12 protein-coding genes are annotated in these 14,915 nt (G+C 73.7%); 7 read left to right on the top strand and 5 right to left on the bottom strand.

The genetic code is table 11. From position 1 onward, the window contains the following. Positions 1-348: 348 nt before the first annotated feature. Positions 349-1,752 carry a PAS domain-containing protein gene (locus tag UW392_RS46120; protein WP_320781326.1) on the top strand — a complete coding sequence of 468 codons (1,404 nt, stop codon included), beginning with the start codon at positions 349-351 and terminating at the stop codon, positions 1,750-1,752. 31 nt (positions 1,753-1,783) lie between these two features. On the opposite strand, the gene UW392_RS46115 is transcribed toward UW392_RS46120, so the two are convergent. Beyond that, positions 1,784-2,539 (bottom strand): SIS domain-containing protein, encoded by a 756-nt coding sequence (locus UW392_RS46115; protein WP_320781325.1) that lies wholly within the window; start codon positions 2,537-2,539, stop codon positions 1,784-1,786. 257 nt (positions 2,540-2,796) lie between these two features. Here UW392_RS46115 and UW392_RS46110 point away from each other — a divergent pair, with 257 nt between their 5' ends. Both UW392_RS46110 and UW392_RS46105 read left to right on the top strand, forming a co-directional pair. Beyond that, positions 2,797-3,489 (top strand): metal-dependent transcriptional regulator, encoded by a 693-nt coding sequence (locus tag UW392_RS46110; protein WP_320781324.1) that lies wholly within the window; start codon positions 2,797-2,799, stop codon positions 3,487-3,489. Between the two features lie 590 nt (positions 3,490-4,079). Then, positions 4,080-4,976, top strand: a complete 897-nt coding sequence (locus UW392_RS46105) for an alpha/beta hydrolase (RefSeq protein WP_320781323.1) — start codon at positions 4,080-4,082, stop codon at positions 4,974-4,976. Positions 4,977-5,137: 161 nt separating this feature from the next. Here the strand turns inward: UW392_RS46105 and UW392_RS46100 are convergent, their stop codons facing one another. The 3 genes from UW392_RS46100 to UW392_RS46090 all read right to left on the bottom strand — a co-directional run bounded on the left by UW392_RS46100 (position 5,138) and on the right by UW392_RS46090 (position 8,274). Continuing rightward, positions 5,138-6,742 (bottom strand): transporter, encoded by a 1,605-nt coding sequence (locus UW392_RS46100; protein WP_320781322.1) that lies wholly within the window; start codon positions 6,740-6,742, stop codon positions 5,138-5,140. After that, positions 6,739-7,509 carry an ABC transporter ATP-binding protein gene (locus UW392_RS46095; RefSeq protein ID WP_320781321.1) on the bottom strand — a complete coding sequence of 257 codons (771 nt, stop codon included), beginning with the start codon at positions 7,507-7,509 and terminating at the stop codon, positions 6,739-6,741. Before UW392_RS46095 ends, UW392_RS46100 begins: the two co-directional genes overlap by 4 nt. A 111-nt stretch (positions 7,510-7,620) precedes the next feature. After that, entirely contained in the window at positions 7,621-8,274 is a 654-nt protein-coding gene (locus tag UW392_RS46090; protein ID WP_320781320.1) for a bifunctional DNA primase/polymerase, read from the bottom strand. A 333-nt stretch (positions 8,275-8,607) separates the two neighbouring features. On the opposite strand from UW392_RS46090, the gene UW392_RS46085 reads away from it, so the two are divergent. Together UW392_RS46085 and UW392_RS46080 are read left to right on the top strand one after the other, a co-directional pair. Continuing rightward, the gene (locus UW392_RS46085) at positions 8,608-9,993 is read left to right on the top strand and encodes a transcriptional regulator (protein ID WP_320781319.1); all 1,386 of its coding nucleotides are present in this window, start codon (positions 8,608-8,610) and stop codon (positions 9,991-9,993) included. Positions 9,994-10,136: 143 nt separating this feature from the next. Next, positions 10,137-11,954: a hypothetical protein gene (locus tag UW392_RS46080; protein ID WP_320781318.1), complete on the top strand. Its 1,818-nt coding sequence runs from the start codon at positions 10,137-10,139 to the stop codon at positions 11,952-11,954. A 70-nt stretch (positions 11,955-12,024) separates the two neighbouring features. Here the strand turns inward: UW392_RS46080 and UW392_RS46075 are convergent, their stop codons facing one another. Beyond that, positions 12,025-13,296, bottom strand: a complete 1,272-nt coding sequence (locus tag UW392_RS46075; protein WP_320781317.1) for an ABC transporter substrate-binding protein — start codon at positions 13,294-13,296, stop codon at positions 12,025-12,027. Positions 13,297-13,413: 117 nt separating this feature from the next. On the opposite strand from UW392_RS46075, the gene UW392_RS46070 reads away from it, so the two are divergent. Both UW392_RS46070 and purU read left to right on the top strand, forming a co-directional pair. Beyond that, positions 13,414-13,914: an SCO4402 family protein gene (locus UW392_RS46070; protein ID WP_320781316.1), complete on the top strand. Its 501-nt coding sequence runs from the start codon at positions 13,414-13,416 to the stop codon at positions 13,912-13,914. Positions 13,915-13,960: 46 nt separating this feature from the next. Next, the gene (purU, locus tag UW392_RS46065; protein ID WP_320781315.1) at positions 13,961-14,842 is read left to right on the top strand and encodes a formyltetrahydrofolate deformylase; all 882 of its coding nucleotides are present in this window, start codon (positions 13,961-13,963) and stop codon (positions 14,840-14,842) included. The last annotated feature ends 73 nt before the right edge of the window (positions 14,843-14,915 follow it).

The following is a 14,915-nucleotide window of genomic DNA, read 5'->3' as shown; positions in this document are numbered from 1 at the left end:
GGATTGGGCCGGCTGCGCGCATCTGTCACGCGCTGGTCCGGCACCGCATCGAATGGGGTGACGGGCCGCTAGCCCGCAGTCACCTCACGCGTCCGGTTTCCATACATCTGCCGAACCACCTCCCTTCTCGTGTACCTCACACCCTAGGAACCGCCCGGCGACCGCTCAAGCGATTTATCTGTGACGACCGAGACACGACCGGGACAGGCCGGCGGGGAATTCGCCCGTACAACGATTCCTGCAAGATTGCGGGAACCAGATGTGCTCTGTGTCACGTTCGAGTTGAATGAAGGCCAGTAAGGGAACCGAACGTGCCGTAACGCGGACGCGGCCTGCAGGGGGGTCCAGGTGAGTGCTTCCCGGCACAGTGGGACGACCGACGAGTTGGGGCCGGACGAGCCGGCACAGCCCGAGCGGGAGGACGCGGACCTGCTGGCCGCCCTCCTGGACGGGATGGACGCGGCGCTGTGCGCCTTCGACGCGGACGGCGTCGTCACCCACTGGAACCGCGAGGCGGAGCGCATCCTCGGCTGGACGGCGTCCGAGGCCGTCGGCCGCAAGGGGTTCGCCGGGTGGGCCGTGCGCAGCGCGGACGCCGGGGACATCGAGGGCCGGCTGCTGTCGGCGATGCGGGCGCCCGGACGGCAGGTGCACGAGTTCGCGCTGCTGACCAAGGACGGCGGGCGGGTGCTGGTGCGCACCCAGTCCGCGTCGGTGCGCGGCGCCGACGGCGAGCCCGCCGGGCTGTACTGCGCCTTCAGCGAAGTGCACGCGCAGATAGACCTGGAGCGGTCGATCGCGCTGAGCGAGGCGCTCTTCGAGGACGCGAGCTGGGGGGTCGTCCTCGTCGACGCCGATCTCCGGCCCGCGGTGGTCAACGCCCACGCGGCCCGCGCCCTGGGCACCGGCCGCACCGCCCTGCTCGGCCGCCCGCTGGGCGACCTGCTCTCCCAGGGCGTCGAGGAACTGGAGAGCGCGCTGACACACGTACTGGCGGAGGGCGCGCCGCCCGCGCCCGCAGACATCTGGGTCGGGGTGCGCACCCCGGAGGGGGAGCGGCGCCGCTGCTGGAGCAGTGGCTTCCTGCGGCTGGCGTCGCCGCTCGCGGAGGAGCCGGTGCCGCTGGGGGTGGGCTGGCTCTTCCAGGACGTCACCGAGGCCCGGCAGAGCGAACAGGAGGCGTCCCTGCTGAGGTTCCGCTCCAACCAGCTGCACCGCGCGGCGCGGGCGGCGGCGGAGTGCGAGGACCCGGCGGAGGCGGTCACCGTCCATCTCGACTTCGCGCTGGCCGGGTTCGCCGACCACGCGCTGATAGACCGGCTGGCGGGCGGCGCCGCGGGCGACGCGGACACGGCGGAGCCCGTCCGGCTGGTCCGGGTCGCGGCCACGCCCTCCGGCGCGCCGGGCCCGAGCCTGCCGGGCGGGGTGGCGGGCCTGCCCGTCCGCTACGACCAGGGCCACCCGGCCGTGCAGTGCGTGGAGCGGTCCGGTTCGGTCCGGGCGAGCGCCGGCGCGATGACGGCCGACCGGGCCCACGGCTGGGCCCGCGCCCGGCAGTGGCCCGAGGACACGGTGCACGCCCTGTGCGCGGCGCTGCGCAGCCGCGGCCGGACCCTGGGCGTCGTGACCTTCCTCCGCGGTCCCGGCCGCACCCCTTTCGAACGCCCCGACGTCTCCCACGCGGAGGACGTGGCCCTGCGCATCGCCGCGTCCCTCGACCTGTCGGCGCTGACGGACACCCACGGCGGCTGAACGGCCGCGGGGGTTCGCCGGGCCGGGCGGGTCAGTACTGGTAGTGGATGCGGTCGCCGTAGCGGGTGAAGACGCGGTGGTTCCAGTCGTGGCCGCCGTCCACGTTGCCGGAGCGGAGCAGGGGCGGCTCGATGCCCCGGTCGGCGAGGACGGCCGCCGTGGTCGCCATCACGGCCTGCATCAGCGCCGCGGTGACGACCGTGGACGCGGGCGCGAACGGCGCCGGGACGGTGTCCAGGGTCAGCTCCGCGTCCCCGACGGCGATCTTCGAGTCCAGTACGACGTCGCAGTGGTCCTTCAGGAACGTCCCGGAGGCGTGCCGCGACGTGGTCTCCGTGGCGTACGCGACGGAGGTGACGCCGATGACCCGCACACCGAGGTCACGGGCGGTGGTCGCCATCTCCACGGGCAGCGCGTTGCGGCCCGACAGCGAGATGATCACCAGCGCGTCGCCCGCGCGCAGCGGCGAGGCGGTGAGCACGGCGCTCGCGAGCCCGTCGACCCGCTCCAGCGCCGAACCGAGCGTGGCGGGCATCACGTCGACCCCGACGGCGCCGGGCACGGCCAGCAGGTTCATCAGGGCGAGACCGCCCGCCCGGTACACGACGTCCTGCGCGGCCAGCGAGGAGTGTCCCGCGCCGAACGCGAACAGCCGCCCGCCCCGCTCCACGGTGTCCGCGAGCAGGGTCCCCGCCGCCTCGACGGCCTCCTGCTCCTCGTCGCGGACGCGGTGCAGCAGATCGATCGCCGCGTTGAGGAACTGCCCGGCCGGCCTGCGGTCGCTCATGCGGTGCCCCTTCGTGTGGCCGTGTCGTTCGTGTGGCCGTGTCGTGTCGTGCGGCTGTGTCGCGCCTCACGGTGCGGTCCGGACCAGGGCGGTGTCAACACATGGGCAAGGGGGCGGGCGGTACCCTCGGATACCCCGTTCGGCCCTTCTCCACGGCGCGGCACGGTTGTCAGCGGTATGCGTCAGAATTGATGACAGGGCCAGCGCACGCGCCGGAGAGCCGTCGAGCCTCCGGAAGATCTCATCAAGGGGCACGTATGTCCGGACTGATCGACACCACGGAGATGTATCTCCGCACCATCCTCGAACTGGAAGAGGAAGGTGTGGTCCCCATGCGCGCCCGGATCGCGGAGCGGCTCGACCAGAGCGGCCCGACGGTCAGCCAGACGGTGGCGCGGATGGAGCGCGACGGCCTGGTGTCCGTCGCCAGCGACCGGCACCTGGAGCTGACCGACGAGGGCCGCAAGCTGGCCACGCGCGTGATGCGCAAGCACCGTCTGGCCGAGTGCCTGCTCGTCGACGTGATCGGTCTGGAGTGGGAGCAGGTGCACGCCGAGGCGTGTCGCTGGGAGCACGTGATGAGCGAGGCGGTGGAGCGCCGCGTCCTGGAGCTGCTCCGTCACCCGACCGAGTCGCCGTACGGCAACCCCATCCCCGGTCTGGAGGAGCTGGGCGAGAAGGACACCGCCGACCCCTTCCTCGACGCGGGCCTGGTCTCGCTCTCGGAGCTGGACCCGGGCGCCGAGGGCAAGTCGGTCGTCGTGCGCCGCATCGGCGAGCCGATCCAGACGGACGCGCAGCTGATGTACACGCTGCGCAGGGCTGGCGTCCAGCCCGGCTCGGTGGTGAGCGTGACCGAGTCCGCCGGAGGCGTGCTGGTCGGCAGCGGCGGCGAGGCGGCCGAGCTGGAGTCGGAGGTCGCCTCCCACGTGTTCGTCGCCAAGCGCTGACCCGGCGCGGCCCCGCGCCGCCCGCCCGCCCGAGCCGTCGGCGTCCGTCGGCGTCTGTCGACGTCCGTGACGGCAGGGGATGTTGCGTCGCCGTTTCGGTCCCGTCGAATCCGAGATTCGGTCCGCCGAACGGCAGCGTCCGCGCGCCATGCGTGCAAGGCTGTCGCTTGAGGCATATGACGAAGGCTTGGGGACGTGGCCGGCACGGCCGAGGGGGCGAGGATGTGCCGCGAAGACGCAGAGGGCCCCGGCGCCGTGCGGCGCCGGGGCCTGTCCTCCCCTGTGCTGACCCGGAGCCCCGAGCTCTCAGGGTCAATCCCCTCGGACCGTTTTTCCCCGAGCGGTCCGCCTCCCGCTGAAGATCTCCCCTCGACAGCGGCGGCCAATCCCCGGAGAGTGTCACTCGAATGAGGGGTGTTGCCCTGCGGGACAGGTTTTTCGAATAGACATTCGATAACCTGCGTGGACCCGACCGGCCACGGACGCGCGGGGCGAAGACGGCAGGCACGACAGGCAGACACACGGTTCACAGGACCGGGCCGTCCGTGCGGAAGCGGACGGGCCGAGCGGAGCTTGGGGGTGCCAGGACCATGGCGCGGCGCATCGACGTGACCGGAGCGGGCGGGGTACGCCTCGCGGCCTGGGAGTTCGGCGACCCTCCCAAGACCGACCCGACGACAGACACGGCCGCCGGAACGGACGGCGCCGCGGGCGGGGGCACCGCCCCGGGCGTCCTGCTGCTGCACGGACTGATGGGCCGCGCCTCGCACTGGGCGGCGTCGGCCCGCTGGCTCTCCGAGCGGCACCGCGCCGTCGCGCTCGACCAGCGCGGACACGGCCGCAGCGAGAAGCCGCCGGCCGCCTCCTGCACCCGGGAGGAGTACATCGAGGACGTCGGGACCGCGCTCGACCGGCTCGGCCTCGCCCCCGCCGTCCTCATCGGCCACGCGATGGGCGCGCTGACGGCGTGGCAGTTCGCCGCGAAGTACCCGGACCGCGTCAGCGCCCTCGTCATCAGCGACATGCGGGCCTCCGCGGTCGGCGGCGCCTCGCAGCAGGAGTGGACCGAGTGGTTCCGGGCGTGGCCGGTCCCGTTCGCCACGCTGGCGGACGTCCGCAAGTGGTTCGGCGAGGACGACCCCTGGGTGGAGCGCCCGAACCCGGCCCGGGGGGCGTTCTACGCCGAGGTCATGGCGGAGTCCACGGACGGCTGGCGCCCGGTCTTCGACCCCGACCAGATGCTCGCCTGCCGCGAGACGTGGATCTACGACGCGCACTGGGAGGAGCTGGCCCAGGTCCGCTGCCCCACCCTGGTCGTGCGCGGCCTCGACGGCGAGCTGGGCCGTGCCGAGGCCCAGGAGATGGTCCGGGTGCTGCCGCGCGGCCAGTACGCGGAGGTCGCCGACGCCGGCCACCTGGTCCACTACGACCAGCCGGAGGCGTGGCGGGCGGCCGTGGAACCGTTCCTGGACGACCTCCACGCCTGAGCTGAGACCACCGCGGGCCGCCGCCCTCGCGGCGACCGACGTGCGACCTCCACGCCGACCGCCGCCGGGGCCGTGCGCCTCCGCGCCGACCGCCGCCGGGGCCGTCGCCCGTGCGGGCTGCCGCCGGGGTTGTCACGCTGCGCGGACCGCCGCCGGGGCCGTCACCCCTTGCTGACCGCCGCCAGGATCTCCGGCAGGCGGCGCGCGGTCCGTGGCGCGGCGGACCTGAGGCCCAGCGCGGTGATCAGCGTCCCGTACCCCGCGCCCACCGGCAGCACCAGCCACGCCCACGCGTCGCCGCCCGCGCTGACGTTCGCCCAGACCGCCAGCGCGATGACGGGCGCGCACAGCAGCGCGGCGGCCACCATCCCGCCGAAGACGGAGATCCAGGCGAGCCCGGCCTGACCGGGGACGACGTTCTTGTGCCCTTCCTGCGGCACGGAGTAGGGGAAGCGCGCCGACGTCCACGCGCCGGTCGCCAGCATCGCGCCGAGCAGCGCCAGCGACAGGCCGAGCGCCTCCGGCAGCCGGGCCCAGTCGCCGAGCATCGCCGTGGTCAGGACGGTGACGAGGACGGCGTACGGCAGGGTGATCAGCAGCAGGGCCAGGGCCCGCGCGCGCAGTTCGACGTAGGCGTCCCGGGGCGCGGAGATGGTCATCGCGACCATCCAGAACGCGGACGTGTCCTGCCCGAACTGGTTGTACATCTGGATGCCGAGCATCCCCGCGGCGAAGCAGGCGAAGTAGACCGAGCCGGTGCCCTGCCAGGCGTTGAACACCGGCACGATCAGGCCGATCGCCAGCGACGTCACCCAGGCCGCCTTCGTCTTCGGGTCGCGCCACACGTACCGCAGGCTGCGCTCCATGACCGTGCCCGTACGTCCCGGGGGCAGCAGCCGGAACCGCCCGCCGCGGCCCCGCTCGCGCGCCGCGCCGCCCGCCCCCAGCGTCGAGCCGTCCGGCGCCGTCATCAGCCGGGTCAGGTGCCGCGACCAGAGCGCGAGCAGCGCCACCAGTGCCACGGCCGACAGCGCGAGCCGCGCCAGGGCCGTCCCGTACGCCCCCTCGCTCGCGTCCCGCACCGCCCCCACCGCCGACGCGGGCGGCACCCAGCCGAGGACGTCGGAGACCGGCTCCAGCTCCCCGAGGCCCGAGACGCCGACGCGCTGCGCGCCGAAGTTCACCACCTGCGCGCCGACGGCGATGAGCAGCCCGCTGAGCACCGCCAGGTCCCGGCCCTTCCTGCTGGTCAGCAGCCGTACGTTCGCGGCGGCGACGGCCCGCGCGAGGGCCACGCACACCAGCGGCACGAGGACGACACCGACCACGCCGACGGCGTACGCCGCCGCGCCGTGCGCCACCGCGATCACCGAACCGGCCACCAGGCAGAGCGTGAACAGCGGCCCGATCCCCACCAGCGACGCCGCCAGCAGTGCCCGTACCAGCGGGCGGGGCCTGAGCGGCAGCATCACCAGCCGCGTCGGGTCCAGGGTCTCGTCGCCGCCGGGGAAGAACAGCGGCATCACCGCCCAGCCCAGCGCCAGTACGGCCGTCAGCGGCACGACCAGCGCGTCGGCGTGCTCGGCGCCGCGCAGCGCGATCAGGCCGACCAGCTGGAGCGCGGCGAAGAGCAGCACGACGACGGCCGACGCCACGTAGGCGGCCCGCCGCCCCGCGGACTGCCGCAGCCCGTTGCGCAGCAGGGACAGCTTCAGCCGGACGAAGACGGTGGTCACGGACGGCGCCGCGGGGGCCGGCGCGGTCATCGGGGCCCGCCGCCCAGCCAGTCGAGGTCGGAGCCGGTGTCACGGACGCCCGCGCCGACGAGGTGCAGGAACGCCCGCTGCAACGAGGGCGCCTCGCCGCGCACCTCGGCGAGCGTCCCGGTGGCGCGGATCCGCCCGGCGGCCATGACGGCCACCCAGTCGCACAGCGACTCGACCAGCTCCATCACGTGGGAGGAGAAGACGACGGTGGCCCCGGAGGCGGTGTACCGCTCCAGCACGCCCCGGATGGTCTGCGCGGAGACCGGGTCGACGCCCTCGAACGGCTCGTCGAGGAAGAGCACCTCGGGGTTGTGCAGCAGCGCCGCCGCCAGCCCGATCTTCTTCCGCATGCCGGTCGAGTAGTCGACGACCAGCTTGTGCTGGGCCCCGGCGAGATCGAGGACGTCGAGGAGCTGCGTGGCCCGCTTGTCGACCTCCGCGCCGGGCAGTCCGCGCAACCGGCCGGTGTAGCCGAGCAGTTCCCGCCCCGACAGCCGCTCGAAGAGCCGCAGCCTCTCCGGCAGCACCCCGATACGGGCCTTGACCTCGACCGGATCCCGCCACACGTCGTGCCCGACGACCTCGACCACCCCGTGATCCGGCCGCAGCAGCCCGGTCACCATGGACAGGGTGGTGGTCTTCCCTGCCCCGTTCGGCCCGACCAGCCCGATGAACTTCCCCGCGGGCAGGTCGAGATCGATCCCCGCCACGGCCACCTGCTGCCCGAACCGCTTCCAGAGCCCTTGCACACGTACGGCTGAGGTCATACCAAAACCCTACGGTGTGAAAGCGCCCCGTAAGGGGCGCGGGGAACGGCGCGAGAAACCACCACGTACCCGCACACGCCCTACGACCGCACTCGCCGGGCGGAACCGCGCCTACCGGTCCCGCCCGCACGCGTACGCGAGCGCCGAGATCAACTCCTCCGAGTCCGGCAGCCACCGGTTGCTGACCGTGGGCGGGCAGGCCCACTGCACCGCGCCCCGCGACCCGTACCGCGTGGGCGGCCCCGCCACGTACTCCCCCTCCCCGAGCGACGTCAGGTCCAGCGCCGACGGCGACCACCCCAGCTTGCGGACCAGGTCCGGCACCTTCGCCTCGGCCCCCGGCAGCACGAAGAACCGCATCCGCCGGTCCGGCGTGAGCGTCACCGGCCCCGGCGTCAGCTCCATCCGCCGCATGCGCGCCAGCGCCAGGAACCCGGCCGTCTCCGGCACGTCGATCGCGTCGAACGTGCGCCCCGTCGGCAGCAGGATCGACGCCGTCGGCTGCTTCTGCCACATCCGGCGGGCGACGGTCGCGCTGCCCGTCGCCTGGCTCGCCCAGTCGGCGCGCGCCGGATGTGCGCCGGGGACGGCGCACGCCGGGTCCTCGCAGGAACAGCGCTGCTCCCCGTCGACGGCTTCCAGCCAGGTGCCGGGGAGAACGTCCCAGTGACGCTCCTCGGCGTAGCGAACGGCGGCCTCCAGCAGCGACGCGTCACGCTGCGGGGGAATCTGTGCGGCTCCGGTACCCGGGATCGTCTCTTCCACGTGGAACTCAACTCCCGCACCCACCACGGGTTACGGTCCGTGCGCGCGCGGGAGGGGAGCATCGATTCCGCAGCCGGGGCGCATGGTTGCACGTGCGGGGGCGCGCGGGAGGATCCCCGGCGGGAGCTGGGTAGCCATGCGGGGGGCACGACAGCAGTCGTTACCCGGCAATCCTCGCAAGCCTCGCATTGTTCGTATCTCTGCGGGGCATCGATCTTCACGGCCGCAATTCCTCGGCGAACCGCCTCGCCGGGCCGCCGAGGGCCCGGTCGCGCAAGACACGTCAACTCGGTGCACGGGCAGGCACCCGAGCCATGAAGCAGGGGGTACGCCATGGCCGCAAGGCCTCTCGTCGCGCGGCAGCCGAACGAACGGTTGCAGGCGCTCATCCAGGAAGCGGGCTGCTCGAACGCGGGCCTCGCCCGCCGGGTCAACATGTGCGGTGCCGAGCACGGTCTCGACCTCAGGTACGACAAGACGTCCGTCGCCCGCTGGCTGCGCGGCCAGCAGCCGCGGGGCCGGGCCCCCGCCATCATCGCCGAGGCCCTCGGCCGCAAACTCGGCCGCACGGTCACGATCGACGAGATCGGCATGGCCAACGGCAAGAACCTCGCCTCGGGCGTCGGACTCCAGTTCTCGCCGACGGTCCTCGGCGCCATCGAGCAGGTCTGCGAGCTGTGGCGCAGCGACGTCGGGCGGCGGGACTTCCTCTCCGGTTCCTCCGTCGCGGCGTCCGCGCTGGTGGAGCCCAGCCGGGACTGGCTGATCTCCGCGCCCGACTCCCAGGTCTCCCGTTCGGCCGGGCCGCGGGTGGGCCAGTCCGACGTGGCGGCCGTCAAGGCGATGACGCAGGCGCTGGTCGACCTCGACCACCAGTACGGCAGCGGGCACGTGCGCCCCGTCGTCGTGCACTACCTCAACAGCGTCGTCTCCGGACTGCTGGCCGGCTCCTACCGGGAGTCCGTCGGACGGGAGCTGTTCGCGGCGGTGGCCCGACTGACCGAGCTGGCCGGGTACATGGCCGTCGACACCGGCCAACCAGGCCTCGCCCAGCGCTACTACATCCAGGCGCTGCGGCTCGCGCAGGCGGCGGGCGACCGCGGCTACGGCGGGTACGTGCTCGCCGCGTCCATGAGCCACCTGGCCGCGCAGCTCGGCAACCCGCGGGAGATCTCGCAGTTGGCACGGGCCGCGCAGGAGGGCGCGCGCGGGCGCGTCACCCCGCGGGCGGAGGCGATGTTCCACGCCGCCGAGGCCCGGGGGCACGCGCTGCTCGGCGACGCGCGGGCCGCGCAGGCGGCGGCGTCACGGGCGGTGACCGCGATGGAGTCGGCGGACGCGGAGTCCGGGGACGACGCGCCGTGGATCGCCCACTTCGACGAGGCGTACCTGGCCGACGAGTTGGCCCACTGCCACCGGGACCTGGGGCAGGCCGACGCGGCGGCGCGGTGCGCGGAGGAGTCCCTGGCCGGGCACCCCGAGACGCGGGCGCGCCGGCGGGCCATCGGCTATGTGCTGCTGGCCAGCGCGCAGGTGCAGCGGCGCGAGGTCGAGGAGGCGTGCGGCACCGGCCTCAAGGCGGTCGAACTCCTCGGCACCCTGCGGTCGAACCGGGGCGCCGAATATCTGGAAGACCTCCAGCAGCGGCTGGAGCCCTACCGGGAGGAGTCCGTGGTACGGGAGTTCGGGGCGCGCGTCGATCTGCAGGCGGCCGCGTGAACTGACGGTGTACCGCGGCTGCCTGGTTTTGTTATTGCGGTCACAGGGAAGAAGGTCACGTCCTGTGCGGCGTGGCAGCGAGTTCGGGGGACCCGGTAGCGTGAGCCGACGATTCCGAAGGTCCCCCATTCGTAGGAGCCCCGGTGACACAGAGTGGACAGGGCGAGGAGCCCTCGGCGCGCCCGGCGCGCGAAGGCATCGTGCTGCCCTCCGACGGCGGCGAGCCCCTGTTGCCGGGCATGACGGGCGTACCCGCCGGTCCGCCGCCCGGCGGCCCCGCGGCGGCCCCCTCGGGCGGCCAGGCATGGAACCAGGCATGGGGCCCCGGCGAGCAGCAGAGCCCGCCCCCGGCCTGGGGCGGCGCGCACGACGCGTGGTCCGGCGGGCCGGGCCCTCTCCCCCCGGAGGGCGCCCGTCCCGGCACCGACCGGCCCCACGCCCAGCAGCAGACGCCGGGGCACGGCCCCCCCGGCGCCCAGCCGAACCCGTACGCCGCCCAGCCCCCGGCCTACGGCGACCAGCCCCCCGCCTACGGCGGCGGGTCCCAGCCGAACCCGTACGCGACGCAGCAGCCGCCCACGGGCTACGGAACCCAGCCCCCGGCCCAGGGCGCCCAGCCCCCGGTCCCCGGTGACCAGGGCTACGGCGACCAGGCATACGGTGCGCAGCCCGGCGGCGGGCCGCACGGCTCCCGGCTCCCGGCCCCCGCCGGACAGCCGCAGCAGCCGCCGCAGCCGCCGCAGCAGTCGTACGGGGAGCAGGCGGCCCAGGCGGGCGGTGGCCGGCTCCCCGCCCCCGGCGGTCAGCCCCCTTACACCGATCAGGCCACCCAGTACCTTCCGCCGGTGCAGGCGGGGGCGGCCGCTCCCGACGGGGCGACGCAGTACATACCCCCGGTCCCCTCGGCGCCCTCGGGGGTCGATGAGGGGGCCACCCAGTACATACCGCCCGTCGCCCCCGGCGCGCTGCCGCCCGAGCAGCCCCCGGGCGCGGGGCGGGGCGCCGAGGAGACACGGTCGCTCGGCATCGTGAAGCCCGGCCCGCAGGGCGGCGGCCCGCTGCCCCCGCCCGCCACCGGTCCCGACGCCGAGGCCACCCAGTACATCCCGCCCGTACCGGGCGGGCCCTTCGCCGAGGGGGACCGGCAGCCGCCCGCCGAGTTCGACAACCTCTTCCGCAGCGCTCCGGGCGGCGACGGCCCGGCCGGGTCGACGCAGCAACTGCCCGTCATGGACGGCGCGCAGCCCCCCGGCGGTGGATACGGACACCCCCCGCAGGGCCACGCTCCGCAGGGCCCCGGCGACGGCCGCCGCCGCGGCGGCGGGCGGACCGGTTCCCGGGTGCCGCTGATCGCGGCGATCGGTGTCGCCATCGCCGTCGTGGGCGTGGGCGCCGGCGCGCTCCTGGCCGGCGGGGGCGGTGACGAGGAGGGCGACAAGAACCAGACCGTCTCCGCCACGGCTCCGGCGACCGAGGAGTCCGCCTCCCCGTCGCCCTCCGCCGACCCCGTGCGGGAGCAGGCCGTCGCCCTGGACGCGCTGCTCGCCGACAGCGGCAACAGCCGGCAGACGGTGATCGACGCCGTCGCCTCCGTGAAGTCCTGCGACAACCTGGACCAGGCGGCGCAGGACCTGCGCGACGCGGCGAAGCAGCGCATCGACCTGGTCAGCCGCCTCTCCCAGCTCTCCGTGGACCAGCTGCCGAACCACGCCGAGCTGACCGCCGCGCTGACCAAGGCGTGGCAGGCGTCGGCGTCGGCCGACAACCACTACGCGGCCTGGGCCGACCAGGCCGCCGGCAAGCACGGCTGCAAGAAGGGCCAGGCCCGCACGACGCCGCAGACCCAGGCCGGCAACAAGGAGAGCGGCACGGCCAGTACGGAGAAGGGGAAGGCCGCCGGGTTCTGGAACACGATCGCCAAGACGTACGGCCTGACGGAGCGGACACCGGTCCAGCTCTGAAGCGGGCGGCACCGGGCGGGGTCACTGGGCGGGGTCACTGGGCGGGGGAGGCCCCCGCTCAGGCCCCCGCTCAGGCCACGTCCGCCTTCAGCAGCGTCGCGGTGGTGTCCAGGAACCCCTTACGGGCGGAGACCAGCCGCCCCTCCCGTACCACCTGGATCGTGACGTCGGTGTTGACCAGCCGCGGGAAGCCGACCGCGGCCAGCTTGTCCTGGAACCGCCAGCGCAGCGCCGGCGTGAGCCCGCCCGTCGAGACCTCCAGGCCGTCGTCGAGGGCGCCGCTGACGCTGTCGGCGTTCACCTCGCCCTCGCCGAGCGACTCGACGACCTTCCTCAGCACGGTGTAGGCGATCCAGGTGGTCTGCACCCCGGCGTCCGCCGCGTCGATCCGGTTGTCGCCGAACGCCTCCTCCTCGATCACCTTCTTCATCGGGTCCCAGAGCCTGTCCGTCGCCACCGGGTACCAGCCGGTGACGTACGACCCCTCGTAGGGGCTGGACGCGCCGCCGGTGGCGTTGACCGTGGACTGGTCGACGCTGCCGAGCACCGTTCCGGTCCGCACCTCGGGGTGCTCCTCCCGGGCCCGCCGGAAGGAGTCCATGAACGTGCCGGTGCGGTCGCCGAGCACCGGCACCACGCACCCCGTCGCCGCCGGGTCGGCGGACGCCCGCTCCAGCGCCCGCTCGGCCTGCCCGCCGTACTCGGTGGCGTCCTCCGCCGCCCGCTGGTCCTCGGCGTCCGCGTGCCCGCCCGCCGCCAGACCGGAGTCCAGCAGCGCCGGCAGCTGATCACCGGCGATGGTGTCGGGCCGGACCAGCGAAACGGTTCCGCAGCCCTCGGCGAGGGCCGTGCCGAGCCCGGCAAGGAGCGCGGGCTGACCGCCGTTGACCGGGTAGGACAGCGGACTGGTGAACTCGTCGGTGGTGATGCCGTAGCCGCCGATGTACGGGATGCCGGCCCCCTCCAGGACCGGCAGGAAGGCGTCGGCGTGCTGGCTGTAGGAGCCGACGACCGCGACGACGTCCTCCTCGACGGCGCGCCGGGCGCACTTGGCCGCGGCCAGGCTGTCGTTGTGGTCGTTGCAGGTGACGACCTTGAGTTCGCGTCCGCCGAGGCCGCCGCTGTCGTTGACCCAGCGGGCGTAGGCCGAGGCCAGGGCGGGCATGCCGGGTTTGTTGGTCGCGCCCGTGTCCTGGGGCGCCCACGTCATCACGGTGACGGTGTCGTCGCCGGCGCCCCCCGTGACCCCGGGGACGACCCCGCAGCCGACGGTGAACGACGCGGCCGCCACCAGTGCGCCGATGGCCAGGGAGGTGCTGCTGATACGTCGCCTGCCGGTCATGAAACCGTACGTTTCCCCCACCCGGCTAACCTTGGGACGCCCCCCGGTCGACGTGTGGTGGCCTTGAGGTGAATTGAGGGGGCCTGTGAGGCGAGCGTGGAGAGGAACGTACGATCGATGACCGTGCAAGGTTCGGAGAACACTTCCCGTCGCGGCCGTCGCTCCTCCACCATGGGCGGCATGCCTCTCAACGACATGCCGTGGTGGCGCTGGCGCAGCAACGTGCGGTCGGCGCTGCACATGCTCTCCGACCCCGCGTTCCAGCGGGACGTCTGGCTGGTCGGCACGGACGGCTTCGGTGACGTCACCGACGCGGTGTACCGGCTGGTCGAGGACACCTGGCTGGACCACTGGTCCGCGGAGAAGTACGTCGGGACGATCTTCCGCGACTCCCAGGAGGCGGCGCTCGTCGACACCGCCGTCCTGCGGGTCCTGCGGATCATGCACCAGGTCGGCCCGGACGCGCCGGTCGCCGCGTACCTGGAGCACGCCGCCTGGCCCGAGGCGGTCCGGGCGGCCCGGGACGCGCACGTCCGGCTGGCGACGAGCGACGGCGAGGACCCCGACGTGGCGCCGCGCAGCCTTGAGGTACTGAGCATCCTGACCCGGTCCGCGTAGCGGGACGCTCCGCGTCGGCGGGGCCCGGTATGGGACCCTGTCCCGCATGAACGAGCAGTCCACCCGAGCCGCGGCCCCGGCCGACCAGTACGTCCTCACCCTCGCCTGCCCGGACAAGCAGGGCATCGTGCACGCCGTGTCGAGCTACCTCTTCATGACCGGCTGCAACATCGAGGACAGCCAGCAGTTCGGCGACCACGACACGGGTCTGTTCTTCATGCGGGTGCACTTCTCGGCGGAGGCCCCGGTCACGGTCGACAAGCTGCGCGCCAGTTTCGCCGCGATCGGTGACTCCTTCCAGATGGAGTGGCAGATCCACCGGGCCGACGAGAAGATGCGCGTCGTGCTGATGGTCAGCAGGTTCGGGCACTGCCTGAACGACCTGCTCTTCCGCTCCCGGATCGGCGCGCTGCCCGTCGAGATCGCCGCGGTGGTCTCCAACCACACCGACTTCGCCGAACTGGTCGGCTCCTACGACATCCCCTTCCACCACATCGCGGTGACGAAGGAGACCAAGGCCGAGGGCGAGGCGCGGCTGCTGGAGATCGTCCGGGAGGCGGACGTCGAGCTGGTCGTGCTGGCGCGGTACATGCAGGTGCTCTCCGACGACCTGTGCAAGGCGCTCAGCGGGCGGATCATCAACATCCACCACTCGTTCCTGCCGAGCTTCAAGGGTGCGAAGCCGTACCACCAGGCGCACGCGCGGGGCGTGAAGCTGATCGGCGCGACCGCGCACTATGTGACGGCCGACCTCGACGAGGGGCCGATCATCGAGCAGGAGGTCGAGCGGGTGGGGCACGACGTCACCCCCGACCAGCTGGTCGCCATCGGGCGCGATGTGGAGTGCCAGGCGCTGGCGCGGGCCGTGAAGTGGCATGCCGAGCGGAGGATTCTCCTCAACGGGAGGCGGACGGTGGTGTTCGCGTAGGACGCGTCGACGGCTGCGGGTACGTCGTGGCTGGTCGCGCAGTTCCCCGCGCCCCTCAAGGGGCGCGGGGAAC

Source organism: Streptomyces sp. CRN 30, from assembly GCF_034105845.1.
This window is presented reverse-complemented; position numbering and strand designations above follow the sequence as displayed.